This is a genomic window from Pseudomonas sp. MIS38, from assembly GCF_019891575.1.
Taxonomy (GTDB): Bacteria; Pseudomonadota; Gammaproteobacteria; order Pseudomonadales; family Pseudomonadaceae; genus Aquipseudomonas; species Aquipseudomonas putida_A.
This window is the reverse complement of record NZ_JAFLXF010000002.1, coordinates 245143-263783: the sequence shown is the minus strand read 5'-3', so window position 1 is coordinate 263783 and position 18641 is coordinate 245143. Positions and strand designations below refer to the sequence as shown.

Annotated in this window: 14 protein-coding genes; 11 read left to right on the top strand and 3 right to left on the bottom strand. The window is 60.5% G+C overall.

The window, feature by feature from the left end; genetic code table 11:
* Positions 1 to 116 precede the first annotated feature (116 nt).
* From J1G18_RS04730 to aceE, 3 genes are all read right to left on the bottom strand, one after another.
* Positions 117 to 1514, bottom strand: a complete 1398-nt coding sequence (locus tag J1G18_RS04730; RefSeq protein ID WP_223007161.1) for an alkaline phosphatase D family protein — start codon at positions 1512 to 1514, stop codon at positions 117 to 119.
* Between the two features lie 279 nt (positions 1515 to 1793).
* Positions 1794 to 3755 (bottom strand): dihydrolipoyllysine-residue acetyltransferase, encoded by a 1962-nt coding sequence (gene aceF / locus J1G18_RS04725; RefSeq protein WP_135294810.1) that lies wholly within the window; start codon positions 3753 to 3755, stop codon positions 1794 to 1796.
* A gap of 11 nt (positions 3756 to 3766) precedes the next feature.
* The gene (gene aceE, locus J1G18_RS04720; protein ID WP_003220999.1) at positions 3767 to 6412 is read right to left on the bottom strand and encodes a pyruvate dehydrogenase (acetyl-transferring), homodimeric type; all 2646 of its coding nucleotides are present in this window, start codon (positions 6410 to 6412) and stop codon (positions 3767 to 3769) included.
* Positions 6413 to 6674: 262 nt separating this feature from the next.
* Here aceE and J1G18_RS27955 point away from each other — a divergent pair, with 262 nt between their 5' ends.
* The 11 genes from J1G18_RS27955 to J1G18_RS04670 all read left to right on the top strand — a co-directional run bounded on the left by J1G18_RS27955 (position 6675) and on the right by J1G18_RS04670 (position 18433).
* Complete coding sequence (locus J1G18_RS27955; RefSeq protein WP_256198919.1) at positions 6675 to 6800, top strand: hypothetical protein; 126 nt, start codon at positions 6675 to 6677, stop codon at positions 6798 to 6800.
* On the top strand, positions 6797 to 9736 hold the full coding sequence (glnE, locus tag J1G18_RS04715; RefSeq protein ID WP_210556740.1) for a bifunctional [glutamate--ammonia ligase]-adenylyl-L-tyrosine phosphorylase/[glutamate--ammonia-ligase] adenylyltransferase: 2940 nt from the start codon (positions 6797 to 6799) through the stop codon (positions 9734 to 9736). The genes J1G18_RS27955 and glnE overlap by 4 nt, the downstream gene beginning before the upstream one ends.
* A gap of 327 nt (positions 9737 to 10063) precedes the next feature.
* Entirely contained in the window at positions 10064 to 11098 is a 1035-nt protein-coding gene (waaF, locus tag J1G18_RS04710; RefSeq protein WP_223007160.1) for a lipopolysaccharide heptosyltransferase II, read from the top strand.
* A gap of 1 nt (position 11099) precedes the next feature.
* The gene (gene waaC / locus J1G18_RS04705) at positions 11100 to 12161 is read left to right on the top strand and encodes a lipopolysaccharide heptosyltransferase I (RefSeq protein WP_115988354.1); all 1062 of its coding nucleotides are present in this window, start codon (positions 11100 to 11102) and stop codon (positions 12159 to 12161) included.
* Entirely contained in the window at positions 12161 to 13282 is a 1122-nt protein-coding gene (locus tag J1G18_RS04700; RefSeq protein WP_139053526.1) for a glycosyltransferase family 4 protein, read from the top strand. The genes waaC and J1G18_RS04700 overlap by 1 nt, the downstream gene beginning before the upstream one ends.
* The gene (gene rfaP / locus J1G18_RS04695) at positions 13283 to 14089 is read left to right on the top strand and encodes a lipopolysaccharide core heptose(I) kinase RfaP (RefSeq protein WP_098966890.1); all 807 of its coding nucleotides are present in this window, start codon (positions 13283 to 13285) and stop codon (positions 14087 to 14089) included. It abuts the gene before it with no gap.
* Positions 14089 to 14823 (top strand): lipopolysaccharide kinase InaA family protein, encoded by a 735-nt coding sequence (locus J1G18_RS04690; protein ID WP_097087069.1) that lies wholly within the window; start codon positions 14089 to 14091, stop codon positions 14821 to 14823. The genes rfaP and J1G18_RS04690 overlap by 1 nt, the downstream gene beginning before the upstream one ends.
* Complete coding sequence (locus J1G18_RS04685; RefSeq protein WP_098966891.1) at positions 14820 to 15572, top strand: lipopolysaccharide kinase InaA family protein; 753 nt, start codon at positions 14820 to 14822, stop codon at positions 15570 to 15572. The genes J1G18_RS04690 and J1G18_RS04685 overlap by 4 nt, the downstream gene beginning before the upstream one ends.
* Positions 15572 to 17023 carry a lipopolysaccharide kinase InaA family protein gene (locus J1G18_RS04680; protein ID WP_223007159.1) on the top strand — a complete coding sequence of 484 codons (1452 nt, stop codon included), beginning with the start codon at positions 15572 to 15574 and terminating at the stop codon, positions 17021 to 17023. Before J1G18_RS04685 ends, J1G18_RS04680 begins: the two co-directional genes overlap by 1 nt.
* 213 nt (positions 17024 to 17236) lie before the next feature.
* Positions 17237 to 17572 carry a YceK/YidQ family lipoprotein gene (locus J1G18_RS04675; protein ID WP_115985367.1) on the top strand — a complete coding sequence of 112 codons (336 nt, stop codon included), beginning with the start codon at positions 17237 to 17239 and terminating at the stop codon, positions 17570 to 17572.
* A 6-nt stretch (positions 17573 to 17578) separates the two neighbouring features.
* Positions 17579 to 18433: a DUF3800 domain-containing protein gene (locus J1G18_RS04670; RefSeq protein ID WP_135294815.1), complete on the top strand. Its 855-nt coding sequence runs from the start codon at positions 17579 to 17581 to the stop codon at positions 18431 to 18433.
* The last annotated feature ends 208 nt before the right edge of the window (positions 18434 to 18641 follow it).

Here is an 18641-nt window from a genome sequence, read left to right as displayed (position 1 = left end):
TCGGGGCATTTCTCCAGTGGGTGGTTGAAAAGAGCAAAAGATCGCAGCTTGCGGCAACTCCTACAGGGAATACGAAGTCCTACAGGAGCTGCCGCAGGCTGCGATCTTTTCAGAATTCAACGCAATTTAATGCTGATCGATTGCAGCTTCTTGCCATCCCGATCATGGTAATTGATCAAAATCTGATCAGCCTCGACCACCACATGGGCGAAGTTGTCCTCACTGACCACCGCGCTGGTCAATTCATGCCGATAATCGCCCGCCGCCGTGCGCGCCAGCGGTTGATCGAGGATGAACGTCGACGCCTTGGCATAGGGCAACAGCTTGCTGTTGCACAGCGGCGAGGAAACGATGGTGTGGACTTCGAATTCCGGGTCTTCGCTGTGGGTCAGGCGCGAGGTCAGCGAGCCGTGCACATCGCCTGAGACGAATACGACATTCCTGATCTGTCGGGTGCGGATGGTTTCCAGCAGGCGCAGGCGCTGCTCCGGGAAGGCTTTCCAGGCATCGTCGCCGTGCAGTTTGCGATCCGGATAGAACATCACGCTGGTGACCACGAATTTGACCCGTGCCTTGCTGTTGCTCAGCCAGGCGACCAGGGCCTGTTCCTGCTCGCTGTCCAGGATGCGTCGATCATCAGCAGCCAGGTTGCGCCGAGTGCGGCTATCAGTGACAAACCATTCAATATCGCCATCGCTGAACTGATACCAGTAATGCGCCAGTTTTGAATGATCAATCTCGCCATCAACTGTTAGTTCATGCGCCGGACTATGACTGGCTTGATACAACTCATACGCCGCCATTGCATTGCGATATAACTCATGATCGGACTTGCTGGCGTTCGCCGGCCAGTTGTCTTCAATTTCGTGATCGTCGAGGATCATGTAAGTCGAAGTGCCGGACATCAGCCGCTGAATATTCGGTTGCGAGAACGCCGCGCGATATTTATCGAGGATGTCCTTGTATTCGCGATCCGGGGCAATCAGGTTGAGGTCGTCGACATAGATCTGGTCTCCGGTCATCAGGGTGGCGCTGATCGGCGGCTCGGCGCCTTCGATCAACTGATTGATCGAGGCGAATATACGGTCGCCAATTTGGGGCAGGGAAGCAATGCCGGCGGTCATGCGCAAGTAGCGACAGGAGCCGATGATATAAGCGCGTGGCTGCGCGGCGTCGCTGGCACGGGTGCTAAAGCGGTAGATCTCGCGCGGCCATTGCAAAGGCAATTCGGCGATGCTTTCGACGGTATGCACCGGGCTCATGGGGCTGAACCAGCCCGTCTGGTATTCGTATTCGCAATGGCTCTCCAGGTCATTCAATGAAAAGACCTGGCAAAAATCGCGCAAAGCACTTAAACGGGAAAAAAGGCTATTTGACCATTGATTGCTGTCGCGCTTTCGATAACGCAGGCCGGCAAATGTGGTGGCGTTGTTTTGCAAGTCGCCGCGCATGAAGATGCGTGCGTGATTAGTTGTTGTATGGCCAATAATCGGGCCGACAGTTGGTTTTAACATGTTCGAATCCGTTCGAATTGATACTTGAATAACGGTCAGTGTTTAGCAAGTTATTCGTTTAACTTGTGCCGCCAAGGTTAGTTGTCGGCGGATAAAAAATATCGGCGCGAAGTGGACTGGACTCGTGGCTTAAGTAGACCGAAGTTGTAGGAATAAAAGCGTTGTGACTTTTCTTCGGGCAAAAAAAGCCCCGTCAAACTGACGGGGTTGAGGTACGAGCGTGTGGCGCTCGAAAACGTGGGACGCAATCGGCCCTCCGTTGCCGGAGGGCCGAACGCTTTACAGCAGGATGGTGCGGATGTCGCCCAGCAGGCTGCCCAGACGCTGGGTGAAGCGTGCAGCGGCGGCGCCGTTGATCACACGGTGATCGTAGGACAGCGACAGTGGCAGCATCAGTTTCGGCTGGAAGGCTTTGCCGTCCCAGACTGGCTGGATGGTTGCCTTGGAAACACCGAGGATCGCCACTTCCGGCGCGTTGACGATCGGCGTGAAGCCGGTGCCGCCAATGTGGCCGAGGCTGGAAATGGTGAAGCAGGCGCCTTGCATCTCGTCCGAAGAGAGCTTCTTGGTGCGGGCTTTTTCAGCCAGCGAAGCAGCTTCTGCAGCCAGTTGCAGCAGGCTCTTCTGGTCGACGTTCTTGATGACCGGTACCAGCAGGCCATCTGGAGTGTCGACCGCGAAACCGATGTTGACGTACTTCTTGCGAATGATCGCCTTGCCGCTTGGCGCCAGCGAACTGTTGAAGTCCGGCAGCTCCTTGAGCAGGTGCGCGCAGGTCTTGAGCAGCAGCGGCAGGATGGTCAGCTTGACGCCGGCCTTCTCGGCGACGGCTTTTTGCGCAACGCGGAAGGCTTCCAGCTCGGTGATATCCGCCGAGTCGAATTGCGTCACGTGCGGCACGTTCAGCCAGCTGCGGTGCAGGTTGGCAGCGCCGACCTGCATCAGGCGGGTCATCGGCACTTCTTCGATTTCACCGAAGCGGCTGAAGTCCACGACCGGGATCGGCGGGATGCCCGCGCCACCGGTTGCGCCGCCAGCGGCCGGTGCTTCCTTGGCCTTCTGCATCATCGCCTTGACGTAAACCTGCACGTCTTCCTTGAGGATGCGACCGTGCGGACCGCTGGCGCCAACGGCGCTCAGCTCGACGCCGAACTCGCGGGCCAGTTGACGCACGGCCGGGCCGGCGTGAACTTTGGCACCAGGCTTGGCCGGAGCAGCAACCGGAGCGGCAGCAGCAGGTGCAGCGGCAGCCGGAGCAGCAGCGGCCGGTGCCGGAGCGCTTGGCGCAGCGGCGGCAGCTGGAGCCGGGGCAGCAGCAGGGGCTGCGCCTTTGACTTTCAGCTTGAGGATCAGGTCGCCGGTGCCGACTTCGTCGTCCAGCTTGATGGAAATGCTTTCCACCACGCCAGCGGCAGGCGATGGGATTTCCATGCTTGCCTTGTCGGATTCGAGGGTGATCAGCGACTGGTCGGCTTCAACGCTGTCACCAGCCTTGACCAGGACTTCGATGATCTTGGCCTTGCCGGCCGAACCAATGTCCGGAACGTGGATGTCCTGAACGCTGTCGGCAACCGGAGCAGCCGGGGCGGCAGCCGGAGCAGGCGCAGCAGCAGCGGCTGGCGCAGCGGCCTGAGCCGGAGCGGCCGCAGCAGGGGCCGCAGCACCCGCCACTTCCAGATCCAGAATCAGGTCGCCCGTGCCGACTTCGTCGTTGAGTTTGACGCTGATGGCCTTGACCACGCCCGCGGCAGGCGACGGGATTTCCATGCTGGCCTTGTCGGATTCCAGGGTGATCAAAGATTGATCAGCCTCGACGGTGTCGCCGACCTTGACCTGGATCTCGATGATCTGCGCCTTGCCCGACGAACCGATGTCCGGCACGTGCACTTGCTGCACCGAAGCGGCAGCAGGGGCAGCGGCTGGCGCCGCAGCAGCAGGAGCGGCAGCCGGTTTGGCTTCAGCTTTTGCAGCCGGTGCAGCAGCAGGTGCAGGGGCCGCTTGCGCGGCGCCCTCGACTTCCAGCTCAAGCAGCTCGTCGCCTTCTTTCAGACGGTCGCCCAGCTTGACTTTCAGGCTCTTGATGACGCCGGCTTTCGGGGCCGGCACTTCCATGCTGGCCTTGTCCGATTCCAGGGTCAGGATGCTCTGGTCGGCTTCGATACGGTCGCCGACCTTCACAAACAGTTCAATTACTTCACCTTCACCGCTGCCGATGTCAGGTACGCGAATGAGTTCGCTCACAAAATGTCTCCTCAGCAGTCCAGTGGGTTGCGTTTTTCCGGGTCGATGCCGAACTTGACGATGGCCTCGGCCACCACTTTAGGTTCGATATCACCACGGTCAGCCAGTGCTTCCAGGGCTGCCAACACCACGAAATGACGGTCGACTTCGAAGAAATGACGCAGTTTCTTGCGGCTGTCGCTGCGGCCGAAACCGTCGGTGCCCAGGACTTTGAATTCCTTGGACGGTACCCACTGACGGATCTGCTCGGCGAACAGCTTCATGTAGTCGGTAGAAGCGATGACCGGACCTTTACGGCCGCTCAGGCACTCTTCAACGTAGCTCTGCTTAGGCTTCTGGCCAGGCTTCAGACGGTTGCTGCGCTCTACGGCCAGGCCGTCGCGACGCAGTTCGTTGAAGCTGGTGACGCTCCATACGTCGGCGCCGATGTTGAACTCTTCACGCAGGATCTTCGCCGCTTCACGCACTTCACGCAGGATGGTGCCGGAGCCCATCAGTTGTACGTGATGCGCCGCATCGCGGGTGTCTTCTTCGAGCAGGTACATGCCTTTCTTGATGCCTTCTTCGGCACCGGCCGGCATGGCTGGCTGCTGGTACGACTCGTTCATCACGGTGATGTAGTAGAAGATGTCCTGTTGCTCTTCGGTCATCTTCTTCATGCCGTCCTGAATGATCACCGCCAGCTCGTAGCCGTAGGTCGGATCGTAGGTGCGGCAGTTCGGGATGGTCGCGGCCAGCAGGTGGCTGTGACCGTCTTCGTGCTGCAGACCTTCACCGTTCAGGGTGGTACGGCCGGCGGTGCCGCCGATCAGGAAGCCACGGGTACGGCTGTCGCCAGCGGCCCAGGCCAGGTCACCGATACGCTGGAAGCCGAACATCGAGTAGAAGATGTAGAACGGCAGCATCGGCTGGTTGTGGCTGGAGTACGAAGTACCGGCAGCGATGAAGGAACTCATGGCGCCTGCTTCGTTGATGCCTTCTTCAAGGATCTGACCTTTCTGGTCTTCCTTGTAGAACATCACCTGGTCTTTATCGACTGGCTCGTAGAGCTGGCCGACGGAGGAGTAGATGCCCAGCTGACGGAACATGCCTTCCATACCGAAGGTACGGGCTTCGTCCGGGATGATCGGCACGATGCGCGGGCCGATTTCCTTGTCCTTGACCAGTTGCGCGAGGATCCGCACGAAGGCCATGGTGGTGGAAATTTCACGGTCGCCCGAACCATCGAGGATGGCTTTCAGGGTGTCCAGGTCCGGGGTCGGTACGCTGAAGCTCTGCGCGCGGCGCTGCGGTACGAAACCGCCCAGTGCGGCACGGCGCTCGCTCAGGTAGCGGGCTTCGGCGCTGTTTGGCTCTGGCTTGAAGAACGGCAGGTTCTCCAGCTCTTCGTCCTTGACCGGGATGTCGAAGCGGTCGCGGAACAACTTCAGGCTGTCGACGTCGACTTTCTTGGTGTTGTGCGCAGTGTTTTTCGCTTCGCCGGCACCGGTGCCATAACCCTTGATGGTCTTGGCGAGGATGACGGTTGGTTGTTCTTTGTGGTTGACCGCTTCGTGGTACGCCGCATAGACCTTGTACGGGTCGTGGCCGCCACGGTTGAGTTTCCAGATCTCGTCGTCGGACAGGTCGGCAACCATCGCCTTGAGTTCAGGCGTGTTGAAGAAGTGCTCGCGAACGAACGCGCCGTCTTTGGCTTTGTAGTTCTGGTACTCGCCGTCGATGACTTCGTCCATGCGACGTTGCAGGATGCCGTCGACGTCTTTGGCCAGCAGTGGGTCCCAGAAACGGCCCCAGATGACTTTGGTCACGTTCCACTGTGCACCGCGGAACACGCCTTCGAGTTCCTGGATGATCTTGCCGTTGCCGCGAACCGGGCCGTCGAGGCGCTGCAGGTTGCAGTTGATGACGAAGATCAGGTTGTCCAGCTTCTCGCGGCCGGCCAGGGAGATCGCACCGAGGGATTCCGGCTCGTCGCACTCGCCGTCGCCCAGGAAGCACCAGACTTTCTGTTTGCCCGGCTGAATGAAACCGCGGTGTTCCAGGTACTTCATGAAGCGTGCCTGGTAGATCGCCTGGATCGGACCCAGACCCATGGATACGGTCGGGAACTGCCAGAAGTCAGGCATCAGCCAAGGGTGCGGGTAGGACGACAGGCCCTGACCGTCGACTTCCTGGCGGAAGTTGTTCATCTGGTCTTCGGTGATGCGGCCTTCCATGAATGCACGGGCGTAAACGCCTGGCGAGGTGTGGCCCTGGAAGTAGATCAGGTCGCCGCCGTGTTCGTCGGTCGGGGCCTGGAAGAAGTAGTTGAAGCCGATGTCATACAGGGTCGCGCTGGAAGCGAAGCTGGAGATGTGACCACCCAGGTCAGAATCTTTCAGGTTCGTACGCATTACCATGGCCATCGCGTTCCAGCGCACCAGCGAGCGAATGCGGCGTTCCATGAACAGGTCGCCAGGCATGCGTGCTTCGTGGGTTACCGGGATGGTGTTGCGGTAAGGCGTGGTGATGGCGTAAGGGAGCTGCGAACCGCTGCGGGTCGCCAGTTCACCCATACGGGTCATCAGATAGTGAGCACGGTCTTCGCCTTCTTTGTCGAGAACCGATTCCAGGGCGTCCAGCCATTCCTGGGTTTCGACGGGATCGAGGTCTTGCATGGCTTGCTCCAGGGCGGAAAGGCTTCCAGAATCGGTTGCCTGAGTTTGCGACTGGCCTTGTGGGCAGACGATTTAAAATTCTTGGATTGCCGACAGGTTGTTCCGGCGGCGTGTAGTTTTACTACAAATCTTTGAGCATTTCAGCCTTTCGCCTGTATAGACGAGTAGTAAAACTACAGAGGAAAGGCTTGTGGCCTCCGACTGCGTTGTGAGAATAATCGTTAAGGTTGGTCGATTACCATCCGAAAAAGGTGAAAGTTTGATGCTGGATGCCAAAGAAGAAGAAATTTCAGCTATTTCTAACTTTTGTTCGACAGTCCTTCGCGTAGCGGGTTTTCATCAAACACTACAAGCGGCCATTTACACGCCGATCAAGGATAGACCATGACCCTGCCCGTGCTCGCTGAACTCCCCGCCATTCTCCTGCCGTTGGTCACTCGATCCGAGCAGTCGTTCCGTACGGCCGTCGCCGCGCTGGAAGACGATCATGGCTTCTCCAACTGGACGCCGGAACGCTGGGCGCAATTCGCCCGCGTCAGTGCCGCCAGCGATTTCGTCATTGAACAGAGCGTTCGTGACCCTTTGATGTTGTTGTCACTGGTGCAGTCCGGTGAACTCGACCGGCCGTTCGCGCCGGGTGAACTCTGCGCGCAGATTGCCGCAGCGGTGGCTGCCGCGCAAAGCGAAGACGAACTCGGTCGCGTCCTGCGTCGCCAGCGTGCCCGCCATCAAGTGCGGATCATCTGGCGTGACCTGAACCGCCAGGCTGATCTGGTACAGACCTGTCGCGACCTGTCGGACATGGCCGACGCCACCATCGACCAAGCCTACCAATGGCTGTACAGCCGCCATTGCCAGCAGTTCGGTACGCCGACCGGCCGGCGCAGCGGCTTGCCGCAGCAGATGGTCATCCTCGGCATGGGCAAGCTCGGCGCGGTCGAGCTGAACCTGTCGTCGGACATCGACCTGATCTTCGCCTACCCCGAGGGCGGCGAAACCGTCGGCGTGAAACGCGCGCTGGATAATCAGGAATTCTTCATTCGTCTCGGTCAGCGCCTGATCAAGGCCCTCGATCCGATGACCGTCGACGGCTTCGTGTTCCGCGTCGACATGCGCCTGCGTCCGTACGGTTCATCCGGCGCGCTGGTGCTGAGCTTCAATGCGCTGGAACAGTATTACCAGGATCAGGGCCGCGACTGGGAACGCTACGCGATGATCAAGGCGCGGGTGGTGGCTGGCGATCAAGCGGCTGGCGCGCAGTTGCTCGATATGCTGCGGCCGTTCGTCTACCGGCGTTATCTGGATTTCTCGGCGATCGAAGCGCTGCGCACCATGAAGCAGCTGATCCAGCAGGAAGTGCGGCGCAAGGGCATGGCCGACAACATCAAGCTCGGCTCTGGCGGGATCCGCGAGGTCGAGTTCATCGCCCAGGCCTTCCAGTTGATCCACGGCGGGCGCGACCTCAGCCTGCAACAGCGTCCTCTATTAAAGGTGCTGAGCACGCTGGAAGGGCAGGGCTACCTGCCACCGGCGGTGATCAGCGAGCTGCGCGAAGGCTATGAATTCCTGCGCTACACCGAGCACGCGATCCAGGCGATTGCCGACCGCCAGACCCAGATGTTGCCGGACGGCGCTCAGGATCAGGCGCGTATCGCGTTCATGCTCGGTTTTGCCGATTGGGCAGCTTTCCACGAAAAACTGATGTTCTGGCGCGGTCGCGTGGCCTGGCACTTCGCGCAGGTGATCGCCGATCCCGATGAAGAAGAGGGCGCCGACTGCGAAGTGGTGGTCGGCGGTGAGTGGTTGCCGCTGTGGGAAGAGGCGCAGGATGAAGAGGCCGCTTGCCGGCAGCTCGAAGAGGGCGGCTTCGCCGATGCGACCAAGGCCCTGAAAGCGCTGGCGAGCCTGCGTGGCAGTCCGCAATTGCGCGCGATGCAGCGGCTGGGTCGCGAGCGTCTTGATGCGTTTATCCCGCGTCTGCTGGCCCAGGCGGTGGAGCATGACAACCCGGATCTGGTGCTGGAGCGGGTGCTGCCACTGGTCGAAGCCGTGGCGCGACGTTCGGCTTATTTAGTGTTGCTGACGGAAAACCCCGGCGCCCTGCGGCGCTTGCTGACGCTGTGTGCGGCCAGTCCGTGGATCGCCGAGCAGATCACCCGTTTCCCGCTGCTGCTCGATGAATTGCTCAACGAAGGCCGGCTGTTCAAGCCGCCACTGGCGCCGGAACTGGCCGCCGAATTGCGCGAGCGCCTGACGCGGATCCCCGAAGACGACCTCGAACAGCAGATGGAAGCGCTGCGCCACTTCAAACTGGCTCACCGTTTGCGCGTCGCTGCCTCGGAAATCGCCGGCAGCCTGCCGCTGATGAAAGTCAGTGATTACCTGACCTGGCTCGCCGAAGCGATTCTCGAGCAAGTGCTGGCGCTGGCCTGGCGTCAGACGGTGGCCAAATACGGCACGCCGCTGCGCACTGACGGCAGTTTGTGCGATCCCGGCTTCATTATTGTCGGTTATGGCAAAGTCGGCGGGCTGGAACTGGGGCATGGTTCGGACCTGGACTTGGTGTTCATCCATGACGGCGATCCGCAGGCGGAAACCGACGGGCCGAAGCCCATCGATGGCGCGCAGTTCTTCACCCGGCTGGGGCAGCGGATCATTCACTTGCTGACGGCGCAGACCAACTCCGGCCAGCTGTATGAAGTGGACATGCGTTTGCGCCCGTCCGGCGCGTCGGGGCTGTTGGTCAGCTCGCTCGGGGCGTTTGAGCGCTATCAGGAAAATGAAGCCTGGACCTGGGAGCATCAGGCCCTGGTGCGGGCGCGGGTGCTGGTCGGCAGTCAGGATGTCGGCCAGGCCTTCGAGAAAGTCCGCGCGCAGGTTTTGGGCAAGGCGCGGGATCTGGCGAAGCTGCAACAGGAAGTCAGCGAGATGCGCGCCAAGATGCGCGATAACCTCGGCAGCAAGAGCACGGCGGCCGGTACCGCGGCAAATGCCTTCGAGGCCACGGCGCCGTTCGACCTCAAGCAGGACGCCGGAGGTATCGTCGATATTGAATTTATGGTGCAATACGCGGCCCTGGCGTGGTCGCAAAGCCACCCGCCATTGCTGCGCTGGACCGATAACATCCGCATTCTGGAAGAGCTGGAACACGAAGGGCTGATGCCTGCCGAAGATGCCAGCCTGCTGCGCGAGGCCTATAAAGCCTACCGCTCCGCCGCCCACCGACAGGCCTTGCAGAAGGACGCCGGGGTGATTGCAGGCGACCAGTTTGTCGAGGAGCGCCGGCAGGTATTGCGGATCTGGAAAGAGTTGGGGCTAAGCTGAAACCGGATATTTGAAGCACCGATTACCTTGTGGGAGCGAGCTTGCTCGCGAATGCGCAGTGTCAGTCACCTTCGATGCAGGATGTGACGGCCCCTTCGCGAGCAAGCCCGCTCCCACATTGGATTTGCGTTGATTGCAGATTAAGGGCCGGATGCAAAACCCTGTGGGAGCGAGCCTGCTCGCGATAGCGGAGTATCAGACGACAATAATGTTGGATGTGAAGACCCTTTCGCGAGCAAGCGCGCTTCCACAGCAGATCTACAGTGTTTGTAGAATTCTCGAGGCGGGGAGGCGTAAATGCCTCCCCGGTTCGTTTATGGAAACCACATGAATATTCTGATCGTTGGGCCCAGTTGGGTCGGTGACATGGTGATGGCGCAGACACTGTTTCAGTGTCTCAAGCAGCGCCACCCGCAATGCGAAATCGACGTGCTGGCCCCCGAGTGGAGCCGGCCGATCCTTGAGCGCATGCCTGAAGTGCGCAAGGCCTTGAGCTTTCCGCTCGGCCATGGCGCGCTGGAACTGGCGACGCGTCGGCGGATCGGCAAGTCCCTGGCCGGCCAGTACGATCAGGCGATCCTGCTGCCGAACTCGCTGAAATCGGCGCTGGTGCCGTTTTTCGCCGGCATCAAGCAGCGTACCGGCTGGCGTGGCGAATTCCGCTACGGCCTGCTCAATGACGTGCGCACGCTGGATAAAGAACGTTATCCGCTGATGATCGAGCGCTTCATGGCGCTGGCTTACGAGCCGAACGCCGAGCTGCCAACGCCTTATCCGCGTCCGAGCCTGCAAATCGATCCGGTGACCCGCGAAGCGGCGCTGGCCAAGTTCGGCCTGACTCTGGACCGTCCGGTGTTGGCCCTGTGTCCCGGCGCCGAGTTCGGCGAATCCAAGCGCTGGCCGTCCGAGCACTACGCCAAGGTCGCCGAAGCGCGGATTCGCGAAGGCTGGCAGGTGTGGCTGTTCGGCTCGAAAAACGACCACGCGGTAGGCGAAGACATTCGCGCACGGCTGATTCCCGGCCTGCGTGAAGAATCGGTCAACCTCAGCGGCGGCACCTCGCTGGCCGAAGCCATCGACCTGCTGTCGTGCGCCGATTCGGTGGTGTCCAACGACTCTGGTCTGATGCACGTCGCCGCTGCGCTGAATCGCCCGTTGGTGGCGGTGTATGGCTCGACCTCGCCGGGCTTCACGCCGCCGTTGGCCGAACACGTCGAAGTCGTGCGTCTGGGCCTCGATTGCAGCCCGTGCTTCGACCGTACCTGCCGGTTCGGCCATTACAACTGCCTGCGCCAGCTGATGCCGGACGCGGTCAACGATGCCTTGCAGAAACTGCAGGGCTCCGTGGTCGAGGTTCATTAAGTTGCGGGTATTGCTGATCAAGACTTCATCGCTGGGCGACGTGATTCACGCGTTGCCGGCGCTGACCGACGCGGCCCGGGCCATCCCCGGGATCAAGTTCGACTGGGTGGTGGAAGAAGGCTTCGCCGAGATCCCGACCTGGCACCCGGCCGTCGGCAAGGTGATTCCCGTGGCGATCCGTCGCTGGCGCAAGAACCTCTGGCAGACCATCAAGAGTGGCGAGTGGAAGCGCTTCAAGCAAAGCGTGCGTGCCAGCCAATACGATCTGGTGATCGACGCTCAGGGCCTGCTGAAAAGCGCCTGGCTGACGCGCTACGTCAAGGCCCCGGTGGCCGGCCTCGACAAAGGCTCGGCGCGCGAGCCGATCGCTGCACGTTTCTATGACCGCAAACTGGCGGTGGCCCGTGGGCAGCATGCGGTCGAACGGGTGCGTCAGCTGTTCGCCATCGCCCTTGGTTATGACCTGCCCAAAGGGTTGGGCGACTACGGCCTCAACGTCGAGCGTCTGGTGGAATTGCCGCGCAAGAGCGCGTTCGTGGTGTTCCTGCACGGCACCACGTGGGACACCAAACACTGGCCGGAAGCCTACTGGCGCGAGCTGACCGAGCGGGTCGGCTATCTGGGCGTCGGGGTCAAACTGCCGTGGGGCAACCCGCTGGAGAAGGCCCGTGCCGAACGGATTGCCGCCGGTTTCAAACACGCCGAAGTGTTGCCGAAGCTGAATCTGGCCGGGGTCGGCAAAGTGCTGGCCGGCGCCCAGGCTTGCGTCGCGGTGGACACCGGTCTCGGTCACCTCGCCGCCGCGCTGGATGTGCCGACGATTTCCCTGTTCGGCCCGACCAACCCGGGCCTGACCGGCGCCTACGGCAAGGTGCAGATTCACATGGCCAGTGATTTCCCCTGCGCCCCTTGCCTGCAAAAGAAATGCACTTACCAACCGACCGCGCAGGATGCCCGTCAGTTTGACCTGAAACGCGAGCAGCCCCTGTGCTTCACGCGTCTGAATCCCGAGCGTGTCGCCAGCCGACTGAGCACGTTGTTAATGGCTGAGGAGCTGCGCTGATGCAATTGGCTTTTGTTCTGTACAAATATTTCCCGTTCGGTGGCTTGCAGCGCGACTTCATGCGCATCGCCCTCGAATGCCAGAAGCGCGGCCATCAGATCCGTGTCTATACGCTGATCTGGGAAGGCGACGTGCCGCCCGGTTTCGAAGTGCTGGTGGCGCCGGTCAAGGCGTTCTTCAATCATCGGCGCAACGAGAAACTCACGGCGTGGATGGAAGCGGATCTGGCCAAGCGTCCGGTGGACCGCTTGATCGGCTTCAACAAGATGCCGGGGCTGGACGTCTACTACGCCGCCGACGGCTGCTTCGAAGACAAGGCGCAGAACCTGCGCCATTCGTTGTACCGCCGCTGGGGCCGCTACCGCCACTTCGCCGAGTACGAGCGCGCGGTGTTCGCCAAAGACGCGAAAACCGAAGTGCTGATGATTTCCGAAGTGCAGCAGCCGCTGTTCATCAAGCACTACGACACGCCGCTGGAGCGCTTCCACCTGCTGCCGCCGGGTATCGCCCAGGACCGTCGCCGGCCGGCGGATGCCGACGAGATTCGCGCCGGTTTCCGCGCCGAATTCAGCCTCAAGGACGATGAACTGCTGCTGGTGCAGATCGGTTCCGGGTTCAAGACCAAGGGCGTCGATCGCAGCCTCAAGGCACTGGCCGCATTGCCCGCCGAGCTGAAGAAACGCACCCGGCTGTTTGTAATCGGCCAGGATGACCCCAAATTGTTCCAGATGCAGAGTACGACTTTGGGCCTGGGCGACAACGTGACCTTCCTCAAGGGTCGCAGCGATATCCCGCGCTTCCTGCTTGGCGCCGACCTGTTGATCCACCCGGCGTACAACGAAAACACCGGCACCGTATTGCTCGAAGCGCTGGTCGCCGGGTTGCCGGTGCTGGTCAGCGCGGTCTGCGGTTACGCCCATTACATCGCCGAGGCGGACGCCGGGCGAGTGCTGGACGAGCCGTTCGATCAGGCGCAACTGACGCAGTACCTGACTGACATGTTGAATGACGACGCTGCACGCGCGGCCTGGAGCCGCAATGGTCTGGCCTTTGCCGAGACGGCCGACCTCTACAGCATGCCGCAGCACGCGGCCGATGTGATTCTGGCGGAGCACGCTTAAATGAAGTTGATGCTGGCTGAACCGTTCAAGAGCCTTTGGGCCGGGCGCGACCCGTTCGCCGAAGTCGAAGGCTTGCAGGGCGAGGTCTACCGCGAGCTGGAAGCTCGACGGACTCTGCGCACGGAAGTCGACGGCAACGGATTTTTCGTCAAGATTCACCGGGGCATCGGCTGGGGCGAGATTTTCAAAAACCTGCTGACCGCCAAGCTGCCGGTGCTTGGCGCAGGTCAGGAGTGGAAGGCAATCCAGCGTCTGCAGGAGGTCGGCGTGCCGACCATGACCGCCGTGGCTTACGGCGAGAAGGGCAGCAACCCGGCGGATCAGCATTCGTTCATCGTCACCGAAGAGCTGGCGCCGACCATCAGCCTCGAAGACTTCAGCATCGATTGGGTCAAGAACCCGCCGCAGCCGAAACTCAAGCGCGCGCTGATCGCTGAAGTGGCGCGCATGACCGGCATGATGCACCGCGCCGGGGTCAACCACCGCGACTGCTACATCTGCCACTTTCTGCTGCACACCGACAAGCCGATCACCCCGGACGATTTCAAACTCTCGGTGATCGACCTGCACCGCGCCCAGACCCGTCCTCGGATCACTCAACGCTGGCGCAACAAGGATCTGGCCGCGCTGTATTTCTCGGCACTGGACATCGGCCTGACCCGACGCGACAAGCTGCGTTTCCTCAAAGGCTACTTCCAGCAGCCGCTACGGCAGATCCTCGCCGAAGAAGCGCCGTTGCTGAGCTGGCTCGAGGGCAAGGCCAACAAGCTCTATGCGCGCAAACAGCGTTACGGGGATGCGCTCTGATGGCGGGTTGGACGCTTGAACCGCAATACAGCGAACTGGCCGAAGATTTCGGCAGCCTCGAAGCGGTGTTTGCCCTGCAGGGCGAACGTCTGACCCGTGATCCGCTGTCCGAAGTCATTCGCGTGCAGCGCAACGGCGTGAATTACTACGTCAAACGCTACGTCGGCGCCGGTAAAGGCTTGCGCCGTTACCTGGGTAAGCCACGGGTGAAGATGGAGTGGCAGAACCTCAAACGCTTCGCCAAATGGGGCATTCCCACCGCCGAAGTGGTGGCCTGGGGTCTGGAGCGACGTGGCGCGGCCTATGCCCGTGGGGCGATGATCACCCGCGAGCTGCCGCGCACCGAAGACCTGTCGGCGCTGGCCGAACGCAACGATCCGAAACTCAAGGATCGCCTGTGGGTCGATGGCATCAGCCGGCAGTTGGCCGGCTACACCCGAACCATGCACGACCACCGCTTTACCCATAACGATCTGAAGTGGCGCAATCTGCTGATCGACGATCAGGCGCAGCTGTTTCTGATCGACTGCCCGAACGGCGATTTCTGGCGCGGCTTCTGGCTCAAATACCGGATCACCAAGGATCTGGCCTGTCTCGACAAGGTGGCCAAGTATCACCTGTCGAACACCCAGCGCCTGCGGTTCTACCTGCAATACCGCGGACGTGATCGGCTGAATGCCGCCGACAAGAAACGGATTCGCCACGTGGTGAGATTTTTCGAGGGACGCGAATGACTGATTTCCTGGCCGCTGAAGACCGGGCGCTGCTTGAGCGTCATGGCCTCGGCACTTTCGACGCGCTCTGGGCCAAACAGCTCGAAGCCGTGGACGAACCGAACACCGATGGCGGTGGCTGGAGCAGCGTGTTTCGCCTGGAGCTGGAAGGGCAGGCCTACTACCTCAAGCGCCAGAGCAACTACCTGACCCGCACCCTGCATGCGCCGTTCGGCGAGCCGAGTTTCGCCCGCGAGTTTCGCAACATCAGCCGCTACAACAAGTTGGGGATCCCGGCGCTGCAAGCGGCGTTCTTCGGTGAGCGCAAGGTCAAGGGCGATGTCCGGGCGATCCTGCTGACCCGTGCCCTCGACGGCTGGGATGATCTCGACTCGTTGCTGCAACGCTGGTCCGAGCTGAGCACCGCGCAGCAATCGGCCATTCTCAAAGCCTGTGGACAGCTGGCGCGCCGGCTGCACGGCGTGCGTCAGGTGCACGGCTGCTTTTATCCGAAACACATCTTTTTGCAGGCTGATGGCGACGCCTATCGGGCGCAACTGATCGACCTGGAAAAGACCCGGCCCCTGCTGTTCGGCATGCGCGACCGGGTCAAGGATCTGGAGCCGCTGCTGCGTCGCGCCCCGGAATGGAGCGAGGCGCAATTACGCGAATTGCTCGCGGCCTATCTCGATCAGCCAGTCGACAGTTCGCTGGTCGACAGCTGGGTGACGCGCCTGACTGCACGGCGCAGTCGCAAGGAGACCCGTTGATGCGCTTGTCCGAACTGAAAAACGCCGGACGTGCGCCGAGTCTGCCGCTGACGATCAGCCTCGCTGATGCGGCAGGCCCAGCGGATCTGCAACTGCTGAATCTGCTGCGGGTGTTGCCCGGGCAGCGCTATGTCGGTGCCGGGGTCTGGCGCGGGCGGCCGGTGCTGGCCAAATTACTGGTGGGCAGCAAGGCTGCGCGGCATTTTCAGCGCGAACTGGCGGGCGTCAAGTTGCTCGCCGAACAAGGTCTGACCACGCCGCTGTTGTTGGCTGATGGCCTGAAGGATGGCGAGGGCGGCTGGCTGCTGTTCGAGTTCCTCGAAGGTGCTGAAAGCCTCGGTGATGCCTGGCAGAAAGTCGAATCACTGCCGGTGCTGGCGGACGAGCAATCGGCGGTACTCGCCGAGGCGCTGGGCGCGATTGGCCAACTGCATGGCAAAGGACTGTGGCAGGAAGATCTGCACCTCGACAACCTGCTGCGCCAGGGCGGTCAGTTGTACCTGATCGATGGCGCCGGGATCTGCGCCGAGACCGCTGGCCAGCCGTTGTCGCGGCAGAAAGTGCTGGAAAACCTCGGGGTGTTTTTCGCCCAGTTGCCCAAGTCGCTGGAGCCGTTCACCGAAGAATTGCTGGTGTATTACCTGCTGAGCAACAGCGAACACGCGTTGCCGCTGGAAGCCTTGCAGAAGCAGATCGCCAAGGTGCGCGCCTGGCGCCTGAAGGATTACCTGATCAAGGTGGGCCGCGAGTGCACGTTGTTCAGTGTGCAGCGCGGTGCGTTCGGTCTGCGGGCGATCCGTCGCGAGGAAGAAGCGGCGATGCTGCCGGTGCTGGATCAGGCCGATGCATTGCTCGATCAGGGCCATCTGTACAAGACCGGCGGCGCGGCGAGCGTCGGCAAGGTCGAAGTGGCCGGGCGTACGCTGGTGATCAAGCGCTACAACATCAAAGGCTTTGCGCACTGGCTCAAGCGCTTCTGGCGCCCGAGCCGCGCGTGGCACTCGTGGCGTGAAGGCAATCGCCTGGCGTTCCTCGGCATCGCCACGCCGAAACCGCTGGCGGTGCTGGAAAAGCGTTTTTTATGGTTGCGCAGCCGTGCTTATCTGGTGACCGAGTTCCTGCCGGGGCCGGACATCATCGAGCGCTTTGCGCCCTATGTTGAAAACGGTGCGGCGCCGGAATCCGAATTGCTGGCGCTGGATCAACTGTTCGCACGATTGATTGCCGAGCGCATCAGCCATGGCGACTTCAAGGGCCATAACCTGTTCTGGCAGGAGGATCGCTGGGCGTTGATCGACCTGGATTCGATGTGTCAGCACAGTTCTGTCGGAAGTTTCGCAGCGGCCTATGCGCGGGATCGGGCACGGTTCATGCGCAACTGGCCCGAGAGCAGCGCGCTGTATCAGGTGATCGATCAGCGGTTGCCCAAGGACATCTCCAGCGCGGCCTGAGCCGCCTTCCCCAGCAGGCTCACCCCTACATGGAAATGCATTCCCCTGTAGGAGTGAGCCTGCTCGCGATAGGGCTTTAAAGCCCCAAAAAACTCCCGATGAGCAATAGCGGACAAACTCCACTGATTTGTCCTACAGCTTCTCCAGAAGCCATGAACTGTGCCCGCTCCAACCCCGATGCTAGCTTGCCCTGACCACTTCGGAGGGCAAGACTTGACCATCAAAAACGCCGTAACACTCAGCACCTGCGCATGGCTTTTATCCGGCTGCGGCACCGCCGCCTCGGTCCTGCAAATGGACGCCGACGTCGCCCGCGACATGCGCAAACAGAAAACCTACTGCCAATCGATTCCACGGATCTACAGCGGTCTGGCGTTCGATTTCTGCGTACTGAATGCCCCGCCTGACCCTACCGGTGTGCTGCTGCCATTTGTGCTGCTGGACCTGCCGTTGTCCGGGGTGCTGGATACGGTGGTGTTGCCGTATACGATTTATCAACAGGTCGTGGATGGCAATATCGGCATCTATTGGCGAACAGATCGCGGGTAACTTTTTTTGCAATTTTCTCTGTTTGAAAACCAGAGCGAGTCGCAAGCAATTGTTGAAGCGGCAGCGCTCTTGTATCCGTCCGGGAGATACAGCGACTACATCGTCTATGTTGATGAAAGCGGTGATCAAGGGATGCAGAAGCTGGATCCCTATTACCCGATATTCGTGCTTGCTTTTTGCGTCTTTCAAAAAAGGCATTACTGCGAAAAGGTCATTCCGGCTGTCCAGAAATTCAAGTTCAACCATATGGGGCACGATCTGATCGTGCTGCATGAGCTGGAGATTCGAAAAGAAAAAGGAGCTTTCTCCAGCCTGTTCACTTCGAGAGTGCACAAGCATGCCTTTCTCGACGAATTGACCGGCATTATCGAGGCCATCAATTTCGTCCTGATCAGTTGTGTCATCGACAAGGTCTTGCTGCGTGAAAAGCAGGCATCTGCTGACAACCCCTACCACTTGGCTCTCGGTTTCTGTCTGGAAACGCTGCATGAGTTTTTGCAGGAAAAGCATCAACATAAAGTGTTAACGCATGTGATTTTCGAGCGGCGAGGCAAGCGGGAGGATAACGAGCTTGAGTTGGAGTTTCGCAGGGTTTGTGGCGGGTCTAACCGACTGGGGGTTCAACTGCCGTTTGACATCGTCTTCGCCACAAAACAAGTCAATTCCACCGGATTGCAGCTGGCTGATCTTGTTGCAAGGCCGATCGGCATGAGTGTTTTGAGGGTGGGTCAGGAAAATCGCGCGTTTGATGTGCTCAGGCGCAAGTTCTATTGCAGCGGTGGGCGGAATAAAGTTGGGAAAGGTTTCGAGAACTGGGGGTTGAAGGTTTTCCCTCCCCCAGAAAGCGAAAAGCCCCGGTGATCTCACCGAGGCATTAGCGCCGACCGGGATCCCCCAGCCCATTTGCACGGAAGTCTATGTTGAGAGGCTCGGGAGTGTCAACGCAAAGGCCGGCCAGTTCCGCTAGAGGCTTGTCGGCGCTTTTACGCTATAATCCCGCCCTTTAGCTGTCTCTCGCCCGGTGCGAGGGCACATCAATTTTCGAGGCGCATCGCGCCTGAATGCAGAC